Source organism: Amycolatopsis sp. NPDC051102 (genome assembly GCF_040682815.1).
GTDB lineage: Bacteria > Actinomycetota > Actinomycetes > Mycobacteriales > Pseudonocardiaceae > Amycolatopsis.
Genome location: NZ_JBFBBT010000005.1, coordinates 367396 through 390915 on the forward strand (window position 1 = coordinate 367396; position 23520 = coordinate 390915).

The window sequence follows — 23520 nt, forward strand, 5'->3', positions numbered from 1 at the left end:
GAAACGAAAGCGATGACCACCTCGAGGAAGAGCCGCATCGACGCGCTGCCCGCGGAGCTGCGGGAGACGCTCAAGCGCCGGCTGGCCGGGCGGGCGGAGCGGTCCGACGTCATCGGACGGGCGCCGCGGGAGAACGCCCTGCCGCTGTCGTTCGCCCAGCAGCGGCTGTGGTTCCTCGACGAGTTCCGCCCGGGGGATGCGGAGTACAACAGCGCCGTCGCGCTGCGGCTGACCGGGCCGCTCGACACCGGCGCGCTCACCGGGGCGCTGGCGCAGCTGGTGGCCCGGCACGAGGCCCTGCGCACGACCATCGACGACACCGGCGGGACCCCGGTGCAGGTCATCCACGCCGATCCGGAGATCCCGGTGCGGACGGTCGACCTGACCAGCGATCCCGCGCTGCGGCCGGCCGATCTCGACGAGGTGCTGGAGACCGAGTACAGCCGGTCGTTCGACCTCCGCCGCGGGCCGCTGGTGCGGCTGCTGCTGGTGCGGGTCGCCGAGGAGCACCACGTCCTGCTCGTCACCGCCCACCACGTCGTCACCGACGGCGAATCGATGGGCATCCTCGTCGGCGAGCTCGGCACGCTCTACGCGGCCGCCGTGCGCGGTGAGCCCGTGGTGCTGCCCGAACCGGCCGTCCAGTACGCCGATTTCGCCGTGTGGCAGCGGAACCGCCTGGCCGGGCCGGCCCTCGACCGGCACCTCGCCTACTGGACGACGCAGCTCGCCGGCGTCGAACCGCTCGACCTGCCGGCCGACCGGCCCCGGCCCGCCGTCCGCACGACGGCGGGCGCTGTGCACCACTTCAGCGTCCCGGCCGGCGTCGCCGCCGGGCTGGCCGAGCTGGCCCGGGTCCACGACACCACGCTGTACACCGTTCTCGTCGCGGCCTGCCAGCTGCTCTTCGCCCGCTACACCGGCCGCACCGACATCGCTGTGGGCACCGTGGTGTCCGGCCGGAACCGGCCCGAGCTGCAGCGCACGGTCGGCTTCTTCGTCGACACCGTCGTCATCCGGTCCACTGTGGACATGACGACCCCGTTCGGGACGCTGCTCGACGCCGTCCGCACGACGGTCCTGGAGTCCTTCGAGCACGCCGAAGCCCCGTTCGAAAAGCTCGTCGAGGCCCTGCGTCTCGACCGCGACCCCAGCCGCACCCCGCTGTTCGACGCGATGGTGCTGCTGCACGGGAGCGCCGGCGGGCAGCCGGACTTCGGCGGGCTGACGGCCGAGCCGGTCGAGGTGGCCCGCCGGGCCGCCAACTTCGACCTCACCGTCGAGTTCCAGCCGTCCGCGGCCGCGCTGGAAGGATCGCTGGAGTACAACACCGACCTGTTCGACGAGCGGACCGCCGTCGCGCTGGGGGAGCACCTGACCGTGCTGCTCACCGCGATCGCCGCCGACGCGCAGCGTCCGGTGGGCGAGCTGCCGCTGCTCACCGCCGCCGAAGAACGCCGGCTGCTGACCGAGTGGAACGACACCGCGCTGGACGTGCCCGAGGCGACCGTCACCGAGCTGTTCGAGTCGCAGGCCCAGCGCAGCCCGGACGAGACCGCGCTCGTCGCCGGGGACATCGCGCTGAGCTTCGCCGAGCTCAACGCGATGGCCAACCGCCTGGCCCGCCACCTCGTCACGCTGGGCGCCGGCCCCGAGCGGGTCGTGGCGCTCGCCCTCCCGCGCACGGCCGAGGCGATCGTGGCCTTCCTCGCCGTCCTCAAGGCCGGTGCGGTGTACCTGCCGATCGACCCCGCCCTGCCCGCCGACCGGAAGGAGCTGCTGCTGCGGGACGCCGGGGCCACCCTGGTCCTCGGGCCACCGGAACTCGCCGCCGCACCGCAGAACCACTCCGCCGCGGACCTGACCGACGCCGACCGCATCGCGCCGCTGCGGCCGGACAACACCGCCTACGTCATCTACACGTCCGGATCCACCGGCCGCCCGAAGGGCGTGGCCGTCCCGCACCGCAACCTGACGAACCTGCTCTTCAACCACCGCACCGACTTCGCCGTCCCGGGACGGCGGCTGCGGGTGGCGTTGACGGCGACGCTGTCGTTCGACACCTCCCTCGAAGGCCCGCTGCTGATGGCCGACGGCCACGAGCTGCACCTGATCGGCGAGGACGTCCGGCTCGACGCCCACGCGCTCGTCGGCTACATCGCCGAGCGCCGGATCGACTTCCTCGACCTGACCCCGACCTACCTGCGCCGGCTGATCCCCGCCGGGCTGCTGACCGACCCGCGCCACCGCCCGAAGATCCTCATGCTGGGCGGCGAAGCACTGGACGACACGCTGTGGCGGGAACTCGCCGGCGCGGAAGTCACCGTGGCGCACAACTTCTACGGCCCGACCGAGTACACAGTGGACGCGGTGTCGTGCCGGGTCGGGGCCACCGGACGTCCGGTGCTCGGCCGCCCGCTGGCCAACACCCGTGCCTACGTCGTCGACCAGGACCTGCGGCCGGTGCCCGCCGGCGTGCCCGGCGAGCTGTGCCTCGCCGGGGCCCAGCTCGCCCGCGGCTACCTCGGCCGGCCGGGCCGGACCGCCGGCAGCTTCGTCGCCAACCCCTTCGGCGAGCCGGGGGAGCGGATGTACTGCACCGGCGACCGGGTCCGCTGGACCGCCGACGGGCAGCTGGAGTACCTGGGCCGGCTCGACGACCAGGTGAAGATCCGCGGCTTCCGCGTCGAGCCGGGCGAGGTCGAGGCCGCGCTGGTGCGCCTGCCCGATGTCTCCGCGGCCGTCGTCGTGGCCCACCGGCCCGAAGGCGGGCACGCCCGGCTGGTCGCCTACGTCGTCGCCGGCGGAGAGGTCACGCCGGACGGGCTGCGTGCCGCCCTGCGGGCCACGCTGCCCGACTACCTGGTGCCCTCGGCGTTCGTCCCGATCGACGCGATTCCGCTGACCCCGCAGGGGAAGGTCGACCGCCGGGCGCTGCCCGCCCCGGACGCGCCGGCGGACGGCCAGACCTACGTGCCGGCCCGGACCGCCGTCGAACACCAGCTGGTCGCCATCTGGTCCGAGGTGCTCGGCAACGACCGCATCGGCGTCGAGGACAACTTCTTCGGCCTCGGCGGCGACTCGATCCTCAGCATCCAGGTGGTCGCCCAGGCCCGGCAGGCCGGCCTGCGGCTCACCTCGCGCGACATCTTCCTGCACCAGACCATCGCCGGGCTCGCCACCGCGGTGCAGACCACCGCGGCGCTCGCCCCGGCCGCGGCGGGCCCGATCGCCGGTCCGGCGCCGCTCACCCCGATCCAGCACTGGTTCTTCGACACCCACGGCCCGCTGGCCCACTTCACCATGTCGCAGCTGCTGGAGCTGCCCGCCGACGTCGACCAGCAGGCGCTGCGGACCGCTTTCGACGCGGTGGTCGCCCACCACGAGGCCCTGCGGACCCGCTTCTTCACCGTCGACGGCCAGTGGCGGCAGGAGGTCACGCCGGAGCCGCCGACCGGGCTCCTGCGGATCCGGGACCTGGCGTCGCTCGGCGACGCCGGCCAGCGTGCGGGCATCGAGGCCGCGGCCGCACAGGTGCGCGCCGGTCTCGATCTCGCCACCGGCACCCTCGCCGGCGCGGCGCTGCTCGCCCGCGGCACCCGGCCGCCGCTGCTGTTCCTGGCCGTGCACCACCTGGTGGCCGACGGCGTGACGCTGCGGCTGCTGCTCGGCGACCTCGAAACCGCCTACGGCCAGCTGGTCGCCGGGGCACCGGTCCGGCTCGCGGCCACGGGCACGCCGTTCACCCAGTGGGCGCACCTGCTGGAGCGGCACGTCCGCGCCGGCGGGTTCGACGACGACCTCGGGCACTGGACGCGGGTGGCGGGCCGGGTCCCGGCCGCGCTGCCGTCCGACCACACCGGCGCCGGCACCACCGGCTCGACCCGCACGCTGACCGTGACCCTCGGCGCGGAGGACACCGACGCGCTGCTGCACCAGGTGCCCGCGGCCTACCGGACGCAGGTCAACGACGTCCTGCTGAGCGCCCTCGGACGCGCGCTGGCCGACCGCACGCGGGAAGACGGCGTCCTGATCGCCCTGGAGGGCCACGGCCGCGAGGACGTGCTCGACGGCGTCGACCTGTCCCGCACGGCCGGCTGGTTCACCACCCAGTTCCCGGTGGCGCTCGACCTGCCGCCGTCGGGGGACTGGGGTGCGACGCTGAAGGCGGTCAAGGAACAGCTGCGGGCCGTCCCGCGCCGCGGCCTGAGCTACGAGGCCCTGCGCTACCTCGGCGACCCCGGTGCACCGGGGCACGCCCTCCAGGCGTTCCCGCTGCCGCAGATCTGCTTCAACTACCACGGCCGCTGGGACGCCCAGGCCGGTGACCACGGGCTGTTCCGCGGCCGGCTCGACAGCCCGGGCGCGGACATCGCCCCGGACGAGGCGAGCACCTACCAGCTGGACGTGACCGGTGTCGTCGAATCCGGCGAGCTGTCGCTGACGTGGTCCTACTCCGACCAGGTCAACGACGAAGCCACCGTCCGTGACCTGGCCGAGGCGATGCTCACCGGCCTGCGCGAGATCGTCGCCCACTGCGCGCGGCCCGGCAGCGGCGGCCGCACGCCGTCGGACTTCCTGCTGGCCCGGCTCGACCAGTCCACTGTGGACAGGATCGTGGGCGACGGCCGCGAGGTCGACGACATCTACCCGCTCACCCCGCTGCAGGCGGGCATGTTGTTCCACAGCCTCTTGGATCCCACCGCCGACGCCTACGTCGACCAGGCGCGGATGCTGCTCGACGGCGTCCGCGAACCCGACGCGTTCGCGCAGGCCTGGCAGCAGGTCGCCGACCGGACGCCGGTGCTGCGCACCGAGCTGGTCTGGGACGGCGTCGAGGAACCTCTGCAGGTCGTGCGGCGCCGGGCGGTCGTGCCGATCACCCGCCACGACTGGCGGGGGCTGTCCGAAGCCGAGCAGAACGTGCAGCTGGAGCGGCTTTCGGCCGAGGACGCCGCCACCGGCCTGGACCTGACCACCGCGCCGCTGATGCGGCTGGCCGTCGTCGCGCTCACCCACGACCGCGTGCTGCTGATGTGGACCTCGCACCACATCGTGCTCGACGGCTGGAGCCTCGCCCAGATCTTCACCGAGGTGTGCGAGCAGTATGCCGCCCTCACCGAGCACCGGATCCCGCGGGTGCCGGCGCACCGGCCGTTCCGCGACTACCTCGGCTGGCTCGCCACCCAGGACGTCGCGGCGGCCGAGGACCACTGGCGGGCGGTGCTGTCCGGCTTCGCCGCCCCGACCCCGCTGCCGTGGGACCGGTCCCCGGCCCAGGCGCACCGGACGCGCTCGTCGCGTTCGATCCGGACGTCGTTGTCCACGGAGGACACCAGCCGGCTGCGGGACGTGGCCCGGCGCCACGGCCTGACCGTCAACACCCTCGTGCAGGGGGCGTGGGCGCTGCTGCTGGCCCACTCCGGCGGCGAGTCCGACGTCGTGTTCGGCACCACGGTCTCCGGCCGCCCCGACGACCTGCCCGGCGTCGAGAACATGATCGGGATGTTCATCAATACCGTCCCGACGCGCACGCAGGTCGACAGCGGCGAGCCGCTGCTGCCTTGGCTGCAGCGGCTTCAGGACGAGCAGAACCAGGCCCGCCGCTACGACTTCCTCGCCCTCGGGAAACTGCGCGCCCTCAGCGACGTCCCGTCGGGGGAAAGCCTGTTCGACAGCATGGTCGCGTTCGAGAACTACCCCTTCGACGAGAACGCCGCCGCGCAGGCGGGCGTCACCCTGCGCGAGGTGACCGCGCTCGACGCCACGACGTTCCCGGTCACCCTGCGCGCCTACGTCGACCGCCGGCTGGGCTTCGAGCTCGCCACCGACCCGGCGCTGTTCGACGAGGACACCGCCGCCGCGCTGGTGGCCCGGCTGGAGACCCTGCTGCTCGGGATGGCCGAGGACCCGGACCGCCCGATCGCCCGGCTGCCGTGGCTGTCGGCCGCCGACCGCGCCGAGCTGGTCGCGGACGAGGTCGCGTCGCTGCCCGCGCCGACCATCACCGAGCTGTTCGCCGCCCAGGTCGCCGCCCGCCCGGACGCGGTCGCGCTCACCGGCGAGGGCGTCCGGCTCACCTACGCCGAGCTCAACGCGCGGGCGAACCGCTTGGCGCACCGGCTGATCGCGCTCGGCGCCGGTCCGGAACGGTTCGTCGCCCTGCGCCTGCCGCGCTCACCCGAGCAGGTCGTCGCGATCCTCGCCGTGCTCAAGGCCGGCGCCGCCTACCTGCCGATCGACCCCGCCACGCCGGCCGAACGCGTCGAGCGGATGCTCGCCGACACCGCGCCCGTCGCCGTCCTCGCCCCCGAAGACGTCGACGTGGAGACGGGTCCCGACACGGATCCGCCGCTGCGCTGCACCCCGGACCACCCCGCCTACGTCATCTACACGTCCGGTTCGACCGGGCTGCCCAAGGGCGTGGTGATCCCGCACCGCAACGTCACCCGCCTGTTCGCGGCGACCGCCGCCCGGTTCGCCTTCGGCGCCGACGACGTCTGGACGCTGTTCCACTCCTACGCGTTCGACTTCTCCGTCTGGGAGATCTGGGGCCCGCTGCTGCACGGCGGCCGGCTCGTCGTCGTGCCGCACCTGGTGTCCCGTTCGCCGCGGGAGTTCCTGCGCCTGCTGGCCGACGAAGGCGTCACCGTGCTCAACCAGACGCCGTCGGCCTTCTACCAGCTCGTCCGGGCCGACGAGGACAACCCCGGCGCCCGCCTCGCGCTGCGGTACGTGATCTTCGGCGGCGAGGCACTGGACACGCGCCGGCTGGCCGGCTGGTTCGCCCGCCACGGCGACCGGGCGCCGAGGCTGGTGAACATGTACGGCATCACCGAAACGACCGTGCACGTCACCCACCACGACCTGCAGTCCGATGTGGACACCCCGGGCGTGATCGGAACCGCCCTGCCCGACCTGCGCGGGTACGTCCTGGACGCGGACCTGAACCCGGTGCCGGCCGGAGTGCCGGGGGAGCTCTACGTGGCCGGCGACGGCCTGGCTCGCGGCTACCTGGGCCGGCCGGGGCTGACCGCCGCCCGGTTCGTCGCCGACCCGTTCGGCGCGCCCGGCTCCCGCATGTACCGGTCGGGCGACCGCGTGTCCCGCACCCGCGACGGCGCCCTGCGCTACCACGGCCGCGCCGACCAGCAGGTGAAGATCCGCGGCTTCCGCATCGAACCGGGCGAGATCGAGGCCACCCTGCTGGCCCTGCCGGAGGTCGGCTCGGCGGCGGTGCTGGCCCGCGAGGACGAGCCCGGCCGCAAGCGGCTGGTCGCCTACGTCGTCGCGGCGACGCCGGACGCCCCGAGCACCGCGCGGCTGCGCGAGCACCTGGCGCGGACGCTGCCGGACTACATGGTGCCGTCGGCGTTCGTCACGCTCGACGAACTCCCGTTGACCCGCAACGGGAAACTCGACCAGCGGGCGCTGCCGGCGCCCGCCGCGACGGGGACGGACAGCGCCGGGTTCGTCGAACCGCGCACCGACACCGAACGCACGGTCGCGGCCGTCCTGGCCGCCACGCTCGGCCTGGAACGCGTCGGGGCCGGGGACAGCTTCTTCGAGCTGGGCGGCGATTCCATCCTCAGCATCCGGTTCAGCTCCGCGCTGCGCGAAGCCTTCGGCGTCGAGGTGTCCCCGCGGACCGTGTTCGACCACCCGACGGTGGAGGCGTTGGCGGCGGCCCTGCCCGCCGCGTCCGCCGCCGCGGTCACGGCGGCGATCACCCCGGTGGGCCGCGACGGCGAGCTGCCGCTGTCCTTCGCCCAGCAGCGCCTGTGGTTCCTCGACGACTTCGCCCCCGGCAGCACCGACCACGTCACGGTGTTCGGCGTGCGGCTGCGCGGCGACCTGCGGCCGGACGCGCTCGCCCGCGCGCTCACCACGCTGATCGCCCGGCACGAGTCGTTGCGCACCACGTTCCCGGCCACCGACGGGCGGCCCCGCCAGGAAGTGGGGGAGCCGTGGCAGCTCGCGCTGCCGGTGACCGAAGCTTCCGGTGAGGACGACCTGCGGCGGCTGCTGGCCGAGGACCTCGCCCGGCCGTTCGACCTCGCCCGCGGCCCGCTGCTGCGGGCCCGGCTGGTCCGGCTGGCCGCGGACGACCACGCCCTGGTCCTGGCGATGCACCACATCATCACCGACGGCTGGTCGATGGGCGTCCTGGTCGGCGAGCTGGCCACCCTCTACGGCGACGAGCGGGCCGAACTGCCCGCGTTGCCCGTCCAGTACGCGGACTTCGCCGCGTGGCAGCGCGAACGGCTCACCGGCGAGTTCCTCGACGACCAGCTCGGTTTCTGGCGGCGCGAGCTCGACGGCCTGCGTCCCCTCGACCTGCCGACCGACCGCCCGCGCCCGGCCACCCGGACGTCGAACGGCGCCGAACACGAGTTCACCCTCGGCGCCGAGGCCCTCGCCGGGCTGCGCCGGCTGAGCCACGACCGGGACACGACCCTGTTCACGGCGCTGGCCGCCGCCTGCCAGCTGGTACTGCGGCGCTGGTCCGGCCAGGACGACGTCGCCGTCGGCACGGTGACCTCCGGCCGCGACCACCCGGAGGTGCAGGACCTCGTCGGCCTCTTCGTCAACACCGTCGTGCTGCGATCCCATGTGGACGGACAGCAGAGCTTCGGCCGGCTGCTCGGCACGGTCCGCCGGACGGTCCTGGACGCGTTCGCGCACCAGGACGTGCCGTTCGAGCGGATCGTCGACGAGCTGAGCCCCGACCGCGACCCCAGCCGCACCCCGCTGTTCGAGGTGCTGGTCACGCTGCAGAACGCGGGCAACCGCCTGCCCGCCCTCGCCGGGCTCACCGCGAGCGAGCTGACGCTGCCGATGACCACCGCCGGGTTCGACCTGAGCGTCGAGTTCGAGGAGCGCCCGGAGGGGCTGCGCGGCCTGCTGAACTACAACACCGACCTGTTCGACGCGGCGACGATGGCGCGGTTCGCCGAGCACCTCACGGTCCTGCTCACCGCCGTGGTCGCCGACCCGGACCGACCGGTCGACGCACTCCCGCTGCTGCCCGCGGCCGAGCACGACCTGGTCGTCGAGACGTGGAACGCGACCGCCCGGCCGGTTCCGGAGAAGACCGTCGTCGAGCTGTTCGAGGCACTGGCTGCCCGGACCCCGGACGCGACCGCGCTGATCTGCGGCGAAACGACGTGGACCTTCGCCGAGCTCAACAACCGGGCCAACCGGATCGCGCGCGCCCTCGTCGCCCGCGGCGCCGGGCCCGAGCGACTGGTCGCCGTCGCCCTGCCGCGTTCGGCCGACTTCGTCGTCACGCTCCTCGCCGTCCTCAAGACCGGCGCCGCCCACCTGCCCCTGGACCCGGAGCTGCCCGCCCGGCGGCGGGAGGCGCTGCTGGCCGACGCCCGGCCGGTGCTGGTGCTCACCGAACCGGTGGCCGCGGAGGAACCGGACGCGAACCTGACCGACGCCGACCGGCTCGCGCCGCTCACCCCGGGCGACACCGCCTACGCGATCTACACCTCCGGCTCCACCGGCACGCCGAAGGGCGTGCTCGTCGACCACCGCGCCCTGGCCAACTTCGCCGTCGACCACGCCGGCCAGTTCGCCGCCGCGGCCGGGAAGGACCGGCTGCGGGTCGCGCTGACCGCGGCGTTCTCCTTCGACGCGTCCTGGGAAGCCGTGCTGCTGATGCTCACCGCCGGGCACGAGCTGCACGTGATCGACGCCGACACCCGGCTCGATCCCGCCCTGCTCGCCGGCTACGTCGCCCGGCACCGGATCGACCTGGTCAACTCGACGCCGTCGTTCGTCCGGCACCTCCTGGACGCCGGGTTCGGGGATCACCGGCCGTCCGTGCTGCTGATCGGCGGGGAAGCCGTCGGCGAAGCGCTGTGGCGCGAGCTGAGCGACCTGGACGGCGTCACGGCCTTCAACCTCTACGGCCCGACCGAAGGCACGGTCGACGCGACCCTCTGCCGGATCGGCGAGACCGCGCGCGAGGCGATCGGCCGTCCGCTCGGGAACGTGCAGGCCTACGTCCTCGACGACCGGCTGCGCCCGGCGCCGATCGGGGTGCCCGGCGAACTGCACCTGGCCGGCGTCCAGCTGGCCCGCGGCTACCTCAACCGGCCCGGGCTGACCGCGGACCGGTTCCGCGCCAATCCCTTCGGCCCGCCCGGGAGCCGGATGTACGCCACCGGCGACCGTGTCCGCTGGACCGCCGAGGGGCACCTGGAGTACCTCGGCCGGGCCGACGACCAGGTCAAGATCCGCGGCTTCCGGATCGAGCCCGGTGAAGTGGAGGCGGCCCTGCGCGCTCTGCCCGAGGTCGCCGACACGGTGGTCGTCGCCCGTGATGCCCGGCTGGTCGCCTACGTCGTCCCGGGCGCCGCGGCGGACCCGCTGCGGCTGCGGACGGCACTGAAGGAGACCCTGCCCGATCACCTGGTGCCGTCGGTGTTCGTCCCCCTGGACCGGCTGCCGCTGGCCACCAGCGGCAAGGTCGACCGCCGGGCGCTGCCCGCGCCCGCCGTCCACCCGGCGCCTGCCGCGGGCCGGACCGCCCCGAGCACCGGAACCGAACGGCGGCTGGCGGAGATCTGGGCGGACGTCCTCGGCATCGAACAGCCGGGTGCCGACGACAACTTCTTCGCCCTCGGCGGGGATTCCATCCTCAGCATCCAGATCGTCGCCCGGGCCCGGCGGCAGGGTCTGCGGCTGACCTCCCGGGACGTCTTCCGCCACCAGACCATCGCCGAGCTCGCGCTCGTCGCTGCGGAACCGTCCGCCGAACCCGAAGCGGCCTTCACCGGCTCGGCGCCCCTCACGCCGATCCAGCGGTGGTTCTTCGAAACCGGCCACCACGACCACTTCACCATGTCCACACTCGCCGAACTCGACCCGAACGTGGACCTGACGGCCCTCGAAACCGCGTTGGGCGCGGTGCTGGCCCGCCACGACGCCCTGCGCACCCGGTTCACCCGCACTGAAGACGGGTGGCGGCAGGAGTTCCGGCCCGACGCGGAACTCCCGGCGCTCCGGCACGTGTCCGATGTGGACACCAGCACCGTCGCGGCCGAAGCGCGTGCCACCTTGCGGGTCGAGGGCGGCCCGCTGGCCGCGCCCGTCCTGATCACGTCTCCCGGGCAGCCGCCGCGGCTGCTGCTGGTCGTGCACCACCTGGTGGTCGACGGCGTCTCGTGGCGGATCCTCTTCGACGACCTGGAAGCCGCCTACCGCCAGGTGGTTTCCGGGCAGCCGGCCGACCTCGGCCCGGCGCCGGCCGGCTACCTCCGCTGGGCGGACCGCCTCGCGGGGCACGCGTTCGGCGCCGAACTGCCGTACTGGACCGAAGTGCTCGACGGCGTCGACCCGCAGCTGCCGGTGGACGCGGCGGGGGAGAACACCGCCGGCAGCGCCCGCACGATCAGCGTCCGCCTGGACAGCGACACGACGGATGCTCTGCTGCACCGGGTCCCCGAGGTCTACCGCACGCAGATCAACGACGTCCTGCTCAGCGCGCTCGGCCGGGTGCTGGCCCGCTGGACCGGCCGCGAACGCGTCCTGGTCTCGCTGGAGGGCCACGGCCGCGAGGAGATCTTCGACGACCTCGACCTCTCCCGCACGGTCGGCTGGTTCACCGCCGAGTTCCCGGTCGCGCTCACCGTCGGCGCGGACGACGGCTGGGGCCCGACGCTGAAGGCCGTCAAGGAACAGCTGCGGGCCATCCCCGGCAAGGGCCTCGGCTACGGCGCACTGCGGTGGCTGACGCCGGACTCGCCCCTGCGCGACGGTCCCGTGCCGCAGATTTCCCTGAACTACCACGGGCAGTGGTCCGCCGGCGGCGACGCCGCGGGGCTGTACCGCGGCTGGGGCGGCGACCTCGGCGCCGACATCGACCCCCAGCGGCCGCGCACGGCGCTGCTGGACGTCGTCGGCATCGTCGACGGCGGCCGGCTCGAACTGACCTGGACCTACGCCCCCGGCGTGCACCGCGAAGACACCGTGCGCGGGCTCGCCGAGCAGGTCCTCACGGCTTTGCGCGAGATCGTCGCGCACTGCGCCACCCCGGACGCCGGCGGCCGGACGCCGTCGGACTTCCCCCTGGCCCGGCTGAGCGCGGCCGAGCTGGACACCGTGGCCGGCGACGGCCGCACGGTCGAGGACATCTACCCGCTGACCCCGCTGCAGGCCGGGATGGTGTTCCACACCCTGGTCGACGACGGCTCCCCGGCCTACTTCGAACAGGTCCGCATCCGCCTCGCCGGCGTCGCCGACCCGGCCGCGCTGGCCGCGGCCTGGCAGCGGGTGCTCGACCGGACCCCGGTGCTGCGCACCCGGCTCGTCTGGACCGGCGTCGAAGAGCCCGTCCAGGTGGTGGACCGCACCGCGATCCTGCCGGTGAGCCACCACGACTGGCGGGATCTCGCGCCCGCGGACCGCGAAGCCGCCCTGCAGGAGGTCCTGGCGGCCGACCGGGCCGTCCCGTTCGACCTGACCCGGGCGCCGCTGACCCGGCTGGCGATCGCCGCCCTCCCCGGCGACGAGGTCGACCTGGTGTGGACGTCGCACCACGTCCTGTTCGACGGCTGGAGCTCCGCGCAGGTCTTCGCCGAAGCCTGCGAGCAGTACGCCGCCATGACCGCCGGCGTCCGGCCCGCCCTCGTCACCCGGCGGCCCTACCGGGACTACCTCGGCTGGCTGGCCGCTCGCGACCAGGCCGCGGCCGACGCGTTCTGGCGCGACACCCTGGCCGGCTTCGAAGCCCCGACGGCGTTGCCCTACGACCGCCCGCCGGCCGAAGCGCACCAGTCGCGGTCCACCGATTCGGTCCGGACCGAGCTGGCGCCGGCCGCGACGCTGCGGCTGCGGGAGTTCGCCCGCACGCACGGCCTCACCGTGAACACCGTCGTGCAGGGCGCCTGGGCGCTGCTGCTGGCCCTGCACTCCGGCGACCGGGACGTCGTCTTCGGCACCACCGTCTCCGGGCGCCCGGCCGACCTGGCCGGCGTCGAGACCATGATCGGGCTGTTCATCAACACCATCCCCACCCGCGTCCGGGTGGACGGCGCCCAGCCGGTCGCGCGGTGGCTCGGGCAGCTGCAGGCGGCCCAGAGCGAGGCCCGCGACCACGACTTCGTGTCGCTGGCCCGGCTGCGCCCGCTCAGCGACGTCGCCGCGGGGCAGAACCTGTTCGACAGCATGGTCGTGTTCGAGAACTACCCGATCAGCGAACCCGCCACCGCGGGCGCGCCGCGGGTCGTGGAGGTCGCCTCGGCCGACGCCACGAACTTCCCGCTGTGCCTGCGCGCGTCCCTGGACGAGGGGCTGGCCCTCGACCTCGCCTACGACCCCGCCCTGTTCGACGCGGCCACCGTCACGGCGCTGACCGACCGGCTGGTCCTGCTGCTCGACGCCGTCACCGCGGACGCCGGGCGGCCGCTGGCCCGGGTGCCGTGGGCCGGCGCGGCGGAACGCGCCCGCGTGCTCGCCGACGCGCACGGCCGCAGCGCCGCCGGGACGCCGTCCACCGTGCCCGCGCTGTTCGCCGAGCAGGTGCGGCGGCATCCGGCCGATCCCGCCGTGCTGGCCGGCGAGAAGGTCCTGAGCTACGCCGAACTCGACGAGCGGGCGAACCACTTGGCCGCGCGGTTGGCCGATCTCGGCGTCACTGTCGAAGACCGGATCGGGCTGCTGCTCGAACCGTCGATCGAGCACGTCGTCGCCGAACTCGCCGTGCTCAAGGCGGGCGCGGCCTACGTGCCCCTGGACACCCGGGCGCCGCACGAGCGGCTGCGGGCCGTGCTCGCGGAAGCCGGGGTGTCGGTCGTCGTGGCCGGCGACACCTGGGTCGCGACCGCCGAAGCTGTCCACAGTGGACCGGTACTGACCGTGGGCGAGCAGCGGTCGCGGACCGCTGCGGAATCCGGCGTGGCGCCCGAAAACCTCGCCTACGTGATGTACACGTCGGGCTCCACCGGCGTCCCCAAGGGCGTGGCCGTCCGCCACCGCGACATCACCGCGCTCGCCCAGGACAGCCGGTTCACCGGCGGCGCCCACACCCGGGTGCTCGCGCACTCGCCGCTGGCCTTCGACGCCTCCACCTACGAACTGTGGGTCCCGCTGCTCACCGGCGGCGCGACGGTCCTGCCCGACGGGCCCGACCTCACCGTGGAATCGTTGCGGCGCGCGGTGTCCGGGCACGACGTCACGGCGGCGTGGCTGACCGCGGGGCTCTTCCGGCTGCTGGCCCAGGACGCCCCGGACGGCCTGCGCGGCCTGCGCGAGGTGTGGACCGGCGGCGACGTCGTCCCGCCCGCCGTGGTGCGGGCGGTCCAGGCTGCCTGCCCCGGCCTGGTCGTCGTCGACGGCTACGGCCCCACCGAAACGACCACCTTCGCCACCTCCTACCGCATCACCGGCGAAACCGGCGTGCCCGAACCCGTGCCGATCGGACGGCCGCTCGACGGCATGCGCGCGTACGTGCTCGACGCCGAGCTGCGGCCGCTGCCCGCCGGGGCGCCCGGCGAACTGTGCCTGGCCGGCGCGGGCCTGGCCCGCGGCTACCTCGGCCGGCCCGGCCTGACCGCCGAGCGGTTCGTCGCCGACCCGTTCGGCGCGCCGGGGGAGCGGATGTACCGCACCGGCGACGTCGTCCGCCGCGGTCCCGACGGCGAGCTGGTGTTCCTGGGCCGGTCCGACGACCAGGTCAAGCTGCGCGGGTTCCGGATCGAGCTCGCCGAGGTCGAGGCCGTGCTGGCCGCGCACCCGGCGATCGCCCAGGCGGTCGCGACCGTCCACGCGGACGCCGCCGGCACCCGGCGGCTGCTCGCCCACGTCGTGCCCGCAGCCGGACGGGCCGCGGACCCGGCCGAGCTGCGCGCGCACGCCGCGGCGGCGCTGCCGGAGTACATGGTCCCGGCCGTCATCCTTGTCCTGACCGAGCTTCCGTTGAACCGCAACGGAAAGGTCGACCGCCGCGCGCTGCCGGTCCCGGACGGCCCGGTGCCGTCGCAGCGGCCCTACGCCGAGCCGGCCACGCCGACCCAGCGCGCCGTGGCCGGGATCTGGCAGCGGCTGCTCGGCGTCGAGCGGGTCGGCGCGCAGGACAACTTCTTCGAGCTCGGCGGCGACTCGATCCTCAGCATCCGGCTGGTTTCCCGGCTGCTGGCCGAATGCGGCGTCTCGCTGTCGCCGCGGGCGGTGTTCGCCCACCCGACGGTGTCCCGGCTCGCCGCCGCCATCGAAACGGTCGGCGCCACGGACCGGGACCCGATCCCGGCGGTGCCCCGCGACGGCGAGCTGCCGCAGTCCTTCGCCCAGCAGCGGTTGTGGTTCCTCGACGAGTTCGAGCCGGGCGGCACCGAGTACGTCACCAGCTCCGCCGTGCGCCTGCGCGGCGAACTCGACGTCGAGGCGCTGGCCGGGGCGTTCACCGCGCTGGTCGCCCGGCACGAGCCGCTGCGCACCACGTTCGGTTCCGTCGACGGCCATGGCGTCCAGGTCGTGCACCCGCCGTCGCCGGTGCCGCTGCCGGTCGTCGACGCGCGCGAGGAGGACCTCGCGGACATCCTGCGCGCCGACGGCGAGCAGCCCTTCGACCTCACCGACGGCCCGCTGCTGCGCGCGAAGCTGATCCGGCTCGCGCCCCGGGAGCACGTGCTCACCTTGGCCGTGCACCACATCGTCACCGACGGCTGGTCGAACGGGCTGATCGCCGAAGAGATCGGCGCGTTCTACGCGGCCGCCCTGCGCGGCGAACCGGCGCAGCTGCCGCCGCTGCCGGTGCAGTACGCGGACTTCGCGGCCTGGCAACGCGGCCGGCTCGCCGAGCGGGTCCTGTCCGGCCAGACCGAGTACTGGACCGAGCGCCTGCGCGACCTCACGCCGCTGGAGCTGCCCACCGACCGGCCCCGCCCGCCGGTGCGCACCACCCGCGGCGCGACGCGCGAGATCGTCGTCCCGGCGGCGGTGACTGCGCGGCTCGAGCAGGTGAGCCGGCAGCGCGAGACGACCCTGTTCACCACCCTCGTCGCCGCCTGCCAGGTGGTGCTCGGCCGCTGGGCTGGACAGGACGACGTGGCGGTCGGCACGGTCACCTCCGGCCGTGAGCGGCCCGAGCTCGAGGGGCTGGTCGGGTTCTTCGTCAACACGCTGGTGCTGCGGTCGCGGGTCCGCCCGGACCGGGCCTTCACGGCCTTCCTCGACGACGTCGCCGCGGGGGTCCGCGAAGCGTTCGACCACCAGGACCTGCCGTTCGACCGGGTCGTCGACGCGGTGCAGCCGGGCCGCGACCCGAGCCGGACGCCGCTGTTCCAGGTGATGGTGGTGCTGCAGAACAGCCCCCGCGAAGCGACCCGCCTGCCGGGCCTGGAGACCGAAGAGCTCCCGCAGGCCGCGTCGGCGGCGAACTTCGACCTGACGCTGGAGTTCCAGCCGGACGGCGAAGTGCTGCGGGCGGCGCTGACGTACAACACGGACCTGTTCGACGCGGCCACCATCGACCGGCTGGCCGCGCACCTGGGCGTCCTGCTCGCGGGCGTCGCGGAGGATCCGGACCGGCCGCTGTCCCGGCTGCCGCTGATCGGCTCGGCCGAGCGCGACCTGGTCCTGGGTACCTGGAACGAGACGGCCCGCCCGGTCGGGCCGGAGACGCTGCCGGAGCTGGTCTCGGCCCGCGCACGCCGGACACCGGACGCGACGGCGGTGATCGGGGGCGAGTCCCTGACCTACGCCGAGCTGGACGCCCGTGCCGGCCGGCTGGCCCGGGTGCTGGCTGCGCACGGCATCGGCCCGGAGCGGATCGTGGCCCTCGCCTTGCCGCGGTCGGTGGAGATCGTGGTCGCGCAGCTGGCGGTGTGGAAGGCCGGCGGGGCGTTCGTGCCGGTCGACCCGACCTACCCGATCGAGCGGATCACGTTCATGCTCGCGGACGCCCGCCCGGCGCTGGTCCTGACCCTCGACGGCTTGGCCCCGCCGGTCCCGGCGGGCGTGCCGGTGCTGACCCTGGACGACCCGGAGCTGTTCGACGGCGAGCCGGTGCCGCCGGTCGCCGTCCGCCCCGAGCACCCCGCGTACGTCATCTACACCTCCGGCTCCACCGGCCGGCCCAAGGGCGTGGTCGTCACCCACACCGGGCTGGCCGGCTTCGCCGCCGCCGAAGCCGAGCACCTCGGGGTCACCGAGGGCGACCGCGTCCTGGCCTATTCCTCACCGAGCTTCGACGCCTCGATCCTGGAACTGTGCCTGGCGTGGGCGTCCGGGGCCGCGCTCGTCGTGGTCCCGCCCGAGCCGCTGCTGGGCGAACCCCTCGCCGAGTTCCTCGCCGCCCACCGGATCACCCACACCCTGATCCCGCCCGCCGCGCTGGCCACCGTCCCGGCGGCCGGCCTGCCGGACCTGCGCACGCTCGTCGTCGGCGGCGACGCCTGCCCGCCCGAGCTCGTCGATCGCTGGGCCCCGGGGCGGCGGATGATCAACGCCTACGGCCCGACCGAGTCGACCATCGTGGCGACCTGGAGCGACCCCCTGGTGCCGGGCACGCCACCCCCGATCGGCCGGCCGATCCCGAACACCCGCGTCTACGTCCTCGACGCCGCGCTCCAGCCGGTGCCGATCGGCGTGGCGGGCGAGCTGTACGTGGCCGGGCCGAGCCTGGCCCGCGGCTACCTCGACCGGCCCGGCCTCACCGCCGGCCGGTTCACCGCCAACCCGTTCGGCGCGCCGGGGGAGCGGATGTACCGCACCGGCGACGTCGTCCGGTGGACCGCGGCCGGGCACCTGGAGTTCACCGGCCGGGCCGACGACCAGGTCAAGGTCCGCGGCTTCCGCATCGAACTCGGCGAAGTCGAGGCGGCGCTGACCCGGCACGCGAGCGTGGCCGCCGCCGTCGCCGCGGTCCAGCAGGACTCCTCGGGGCACAAGCGCCTGGTCGCCTGCTTCGTCACCGAACCGGGCGCGGACCCGGTCGGCGCCGGCGAACTGCGCGAGTTCCTGAGCCGGTCGCTGCCCGGGCACCTGGTGCCTTCGGCGCTGCTGGAACTGCCCGCGCTGCCGCTCGGCCCGAGCGGCAAGGTCGACCGCCGCGCGCTGCCCGTGGTCGCCGCCGCGGCCGAGCCGGCCACCCGCCACGTCGAGCCGGTGACGCCGGCCGAGCGGGCGCTGTGCGAGATCTGGGCGCAGGTCCTCGGCCTGGACCGGGTCGGCACCGCGGACAACTTCTTCGAGCTGGGCGGCGATTCCATCCTCAGCATGCAGGTCGTGTCCCGGGCCCGCCAGGCCGGGCTGCGGGTGTCCACAAAGGACATCTTCCTGCACCAGACCGTCGCCGCGCTCGCCCCCGAGGCCGGCGCGGTGACCGAGGAAGCGGCCGAGACCGGGCCGGTCGTCGGCGAGGTGCCGCTGACCCCGATCCAGGACTGGTTCTTCGCCACCCACACCGTCAACCCGCACCACTTCAACCAGTCGATGCTGGTCGAGCTCGCCGACGGCTTCGACGCCGGCGCGCTCGAGCGGGCGCTGGCCGCGGTCTGGACCCACCACGACGCCCTCCGCATGCGGTTCACCCGCAGCGAAGCGGGCTGGCAGCAGCACAACGCCGGCGTCGAGCCGGTGCCCGGGCTGCGGCACGAGGACCTGAGCGCGGTCCCCGAGGCCGGCCGGGCGGGCGCGCTGGAACGGATCGCCGACGCCGTGCACGCCGGGTTCCACCTCGCCGAGGGCCCGCTGCTGACCGCGGTCCTGGTCACCGCCGATCCGGCGTGGCGCCCGCGGCTGTTCCTGGCCGCGCACCACGTCGTGGTCGACGCCGTCTCCTGGCGCATCCTGCTCGACGACCTCGACACCGCCTACCGCCAGGCCGCCCGGGGCGTCCCGATCGACCTCGGCCCGCGGACGACGTCGTTCCGGGACTGGGCGCACCGCCTGCGCGACCACGTCCGGGCCGGCGGGTTCGACGACGAACTGGCGTACTGGGCCGGCCTGCCCGCCGCGGGCGAGCTGCCGGTGGACCACGACCGCGACACGACCGGCACCGCGGAGGTCACCGTGGTGCTCGGCGCCCAGGACACCGACGCCCTGCTGCGGTCGGCGCCCGCGGCCTACCGCACGCGCGTCAACGACGTCCTGCTCACCGCACTGGCGTGGGCGCTGGCCCGGTGGACCGGGCGCCCGGACGTGGCGATCGCCCTGGAAGGCCACGGCCGGGAGGACGTCCTCGACGGCGTCGACCTCAACCGGACGGTCGGCTGGTTCACCACGCTGTTCCCGGTGGCACTGTCCATAGCGGACACCGAGGGCGCGGACTGGCGGACGCTCGTCAAGTCCGTCCGCAAGCAGCTGCGGGCCGTGCCCGGCAACGGGTTCAGCTTCGGTGCCCTCCGCCACCTCGGCGACCCGGACGTCCGGGAACAGCTCGCGGGGACCAATCCGCAGATCTCGTTCAACTACCTCGGGCAGTGGGACAGTTCCGGCCCCGACGCAACGACGTCCGAGAGCCTCTACGCGGCGGTCCGCGGGTCGCTCGGCCGCGACCACGACCCGGCCGAGCACCACCCGCACCTGCTCGACCTGGTCGGCGCGGTGCAGGACGGCGAACTGGTGTTCACCCTGATCTACCAGCCGGGCCGCCACGACCGGCGGACCGTCGAAGCGGTGGCCGGCGACTTCGCCACCGCGCTGCGGCGGATCGCCGCCGACTGCCAGGCCCCGGCCCGCCGGAAGGAGCGGCGGTGACCACGCGCCTTTCGCGGAACCGGAACTACCAGCTGCTGTGGGGCAGCCAGGCGCTGTCGGAAGCCGGGTTCAGCGCGTCGATGATCGCGTTGCCGCTGCTGGTGCTGACGGTGACCGGCTCGCCGGCGCTGTCCGGGCTGGTGCTCGGCGTCGACGCGATGGCCCAGCTGGTCGCGGGGCTGCCCGCGGGCGCGCTGGCGGACCGCTGGGACCGCAAGAAGATCCTGCTCGGCTGCGAGGCGGTCTACGCGCTGGCGGTGGGGAGCCTGGCGGCGGCGATCTGGTGGGACGTCGTGAGCGTCCCCCAGCTCGTTGCGGTCGCGGCGGTGATGGGCTGCTGCCGGTCGCTGTTCGGCCCGGCCGAAGGTGCGATGCTGGCCGGGGTCGTGCCCGCGGCCCAGCTGCCCACCGCGGTGGCGATGAACTCCGCGCGCGGCGCGCTCGGCCAGCTGTCGGGCACCGCGGCCGGCGGGTTCCTCTACGGCCTCGGGCGGGCCGTCCCGTTCGCCTTCGACGTGCTCGTCCACCTCGTTTCGCTGGTCGCACTGGTCTTCGTCCGGGCGCCGCGTCCCGAAGCCGCGCCGGCCGGCGGCGGCCACCTCGGCCGGGAGATGGCCGAGGGGCTGCGCTGGGTGTGGAGCGAGCGGCACGTGCGCGTCACGGTGGCGTGCGCGGTGAGCCTGAACTTCTTCTTCAGCGCCTACTACATCGTCATCATCGTGCTGGCCAAGGAACGCGGCGTCACCTCGGGCGAGATCGGCGTGATGGCCGCGATGCTGGGTGTCGGCGGGGTGGTGGGGTCGCTGATCGCGCCGTACCTGCAGCGGCGGCTGCGGCCGTACATCTCGATCGTCAGCGTGTTCTGGGTGCTGACCCTGCTGACCCCGCTGGCGGCCGCCATCCACGACGGCTACCTGCTGGGCGCGCTGTTCGTCGCGATGGCCCTGCTCCCGCCGACCGCCAACACGACGATCGGCACCTACCAGCTGCTGCTCACCCCCGACCGGCTGCGCGGCCGGCTGACCAGCGTGATGGGCGTGATCGGCGGGGTGTCCGCGGCGACCGGGCCCGCCTTCGGCGGCCTGGTGGTGCAGGCGTTCCCCGGCACCGACGCGGTCCTGCTGTGCGCGGCCGGGATCGCCCTGGTGACGCTGGTCGTCACGGTCAGCCCCACCCTGCGCCGGTTCCCCCGCGCCGACACGCTCGTTCCCGCCCCTGAGCCGACGACGACCGAGGAGAAAACCCCATGACAACCCAGGAATCCGGCCTTTCCTTCGCGTTCGAGGAGCTGCTGGCCCGTGCCGCCGAGCTGCGCGAACGCGGCCCGGTGCACCACGACGAGGAGCGCGGCCTGTGGCGGGTCCTCGACCACGCGTCCGTGTCGCGGGTGCTGTCCGACCCGGCGGTGTTCTCGTCGGACTTCAGCGGGCTCACCCCGGTCCAGGAGGACTTCGAGACGTTCCGCAAGGGCAACTTCGTCGGGATGGACCCGCCGGACCACCGCAAGCTGCGCACGCTGGTCAGCCAGGCGTTCACCCCGCGCGTGGTGGCCGGCCTGGAGCCCCGGATCCGCGTCATCGCCGGCGAGCTGCTGGACGAGGTCGCCGGGGCCGCGCGCTTCGACCTGGTGGACGCGCTCGCGTACCCGCTGCCGATCATCGTGATCGCGGAGCTGCTGGGCGTCCCGGTGGCGGACCGCCCGCTGTTCACCCGCTGGGCCCAGGTGCTGTTCAGCGGCGACGAGCTGGGCGAGACGGCGGACATGGCCGACATCCAGCGCGCGCTGGACGCGATCGCGCCGACGATCCGCGAGATGAACGCCTACATCCTCGACCACATCCGCCACCACCGCGCCCACCCGGGCCCCGGCCTGACCAGCCGCCTGGTGCAGGCGGAGTTCAACGGCGAGCGGCTCGAGGACCAGGAGATCGTCGGCTTCGTGGCGCTGCTGCTGATCGCCGGCCACATCACCACGACGGCGCTGCTGGGCAACGCGGTGGTGACGTTCGACCGCAACCCGCTCGCGGCGGCGGCGCTGCGCACGTCCCCGGCGGGCCTGCCGGCGGCGCTGGAGGAGGTGCTCCGCCTGCTGCCGCCGTTCCCCGAGCTGGGCCGCCGCACGACACAGGAGGTCGAGCTGGGCGGCCACCGCATCCCGGAGAATTCGATCGTGATGGCCGACCTGGCGGCGGCCAACCGCGACCCGGCGGTGTTCGACCACCCGGACGAGTTCGACCCGGCGCGCACCCCGAACGCCCACCAGACGTTCGGCCACGGCATCCACTTCTGCTTCGGCGCCCCGTTGGCGCGGCTGGAGGGCCGGATCGCGTTCGAGGTGCTGTTCGAGCGGTACCGCGACATGGCGGTCGCCACGGATGCACCGGTCGTGTTCCAGAACCCGTCGGTGATCGTCAGCGTGCGTCACCTGCCGCTGGACGTCCGGCCGGCCTGACACCGGGCATCCAGCCGGGCCGCGACCACCCCGAGGCCGGTGGTCGCGGCCGCGCCGAGCAGGAGAACCGGGCCGCTCTGGCCGACGGCACCGGCGAGAGCGGCCCCGGCGGCCGCCATGGCGACCTTGAGCCCGGCGCTGGTGACGAAGACCTGCGCCTGGGCACCGGCCGGGGCGTAGGCACCGCGGGCGGCGAGGGTCGCGGTGAACGAGGTGGCGTTCAGCAGGCCGAGCACCCCGAACCCGGCGATCGCGTAACCGGGGGCGAGCGCGCACGCGGCGGTGGCGACCGCCATGGCGGCGAAGAGCCGGACGGCGAGTACTTCGGGTTCGCCTTGCAGGGGCCGGGCGGTGACGAGCGCGGAGCCGAGGAGGCTTCCGGCCCCGTAGGCGACGGTGAGGGTGGCCCCGGCGGCGGCGCTGCCGTGCAGTTCGGCCCCGAACCGCACGGCGATGACGGGCAGGGCCCCGAGCTCGACGGCGCCGAGCAGGGTGAGGACGGTGACCCGCCGCAGCGGCGGACGGCGGACGAGGACGGCGAGCCCGGCCCGCAGGCTGACGGTCTCCGCGGCTTCGGTCCGGCCGGTCAGCGGCAGGGCGAGTGTCAGGGCACCGCCGGCGAGGGCGGAGACGGCCAGGACGAGAACGGCGGCGAGGGAACCGGAGAACGCGGTGAGCCCGGCCGCGGCGGCGGGTCCGGCGGTGTTCCCGACACCGTAGGTCAGCGCATCCCACCCCCGCCGCCGCCGGCTCGGGTCGGCATCACGCGGTGCGGCCCGCCCTCGGCGACGGCTCGGGGCGGGATCCGCCGCGTTCGTGGCGCAGGTGCCACGGCCGGCGCAGCCCGGGCCGAGATCGCCTGGCTTGTCCCACCCGAGGCCGTGCGCGGCGTTCGTGGCGCCGGTGCCGGTGCCGCCGGCCCGGCCAAGAGCCGGTGCGTTCGCAGCCCCGCTGAAGCTGCCTCCTGGCGTGGTCCGGCTCGAACCCAGGTCGCCCAGGACGCTGCTCAGCCCGCCCGTCAGCAGCGGTCCGCAGGCTCCGGCGAGCGCCACCGCCGCGATCGCGGCCACCGTCGGGAGCCGGCCCAGCGCCAGCGCGCCCGCCGACAGCGCCACTCCGTACACCACGTACGCCGCCGCCAGGAGCCGCCGGCGGTCCGCGGCCCGGTCCAGGCGGGCGGCCAGCCAGGGGCCCGCTAGATGCGGTGCGTTCAGCGCCGCCACCAGCAGCCCGCCCACCGCCGCCTGCTGGTGGCGGTCCGCGGCCAGGAGCAGGAGCCCCACCGTTGCCCCGCTGTCGGCGCCGCGGACCAGGACCGCCGCCGTCAGGTATCGCGCCAGGCCCGCCATCACACCCCC

General features: G+C 74.6%; 4 protein-coding genes. 3 read left to right on the plus strand and 1 reads right to left on the minus strand.

What is annotated here, in order from left to right; all coding sequences use genetic code 11:
* Positions 1–12 precede the first annotated feature (12 nt).
* From AB0M93_RS18890 to AB0M93_RS18900, 3 genes are read left to right on the plus strand one after another with little or no spacing between them, the layout of a single operon-like run.
* Complete coding sequence (locus AB0M93_RS18890) at positions 13–19710, plus strand: non-ribosomal peptide synthase/polyketide synthase (protein ID WP_364275069.1); 19698 nt, start codon at positions 13–15, stop codon at positions 19708–19710.
* Positions 19707–20960, plus strand: a complete 1254-nt coding sequence (locus AB0M93_RS18895; protein WP_364275071.1) for an MFS transporter — start codon at positions 19707–19709, stop codon at positions 20958–20960. Before AB0M93_RS18890 ends, AB0M93_RS18895 begins: the two co-directional genes overlap by 4 nt.
* On the plus strand, positions 20957–22162 hold the full coding sequence (locus AB0M93_RS18900; protein ID WP_364275073.1) for a cytochrome P450: 1206 nt from the start codon (positions 20957–20959) through the stop codon (positions 22160–22162). Before AB0M93_RS18895 ends, AB0M93_RS18900 begins: the two co-directional genes overlap by 4 nt.
* Here AB0M93_RS18900 and AB0M93_RS18905 read toward each other — a convergent pair.
* On the minus strand, positions 22132–23511 hold the full coding sequence (locus AB0M93_RS18905; RefSeq protein ID WP_364275075.1) for an MFS transporter: 1380 nt from the start codon (positions 23509–23511) through the stop codon (positions 22132–22134). The genes AB0M93_RS18900 and AB0M93_RS18905 overlap by 31 nt on opposite strands.
* Between the last annotated feature and the right edge of the window lie 9 nt (positions 23512–23520).

Excerpts from the sequence above, each read along its gene's own strand:
- AB0M93_RS18900 (WP_364275073.1), top strand. The coding sequence starts at position 20,957 with ATGACAACCCAGGAATCCGGCCTTTCCTTCGCGTTCGAGGAGCTGCTG.
- AB0M93_RS18890 (WP_364275069.1), top strand. The coding sequence starts at position 13 with ATGACCACCTCGAGGAAGAGCCGCATCGACGCGCTGCCCGCGGAGCTG.
- AB0M93_RS18905 (WP_364275075.1), bottom strand. The coding sequence starts at position 23,511 with ATGGCGGGCCTGGCGCGATACCTGACGGCGGCGGTCCTGGTCCGCGGC.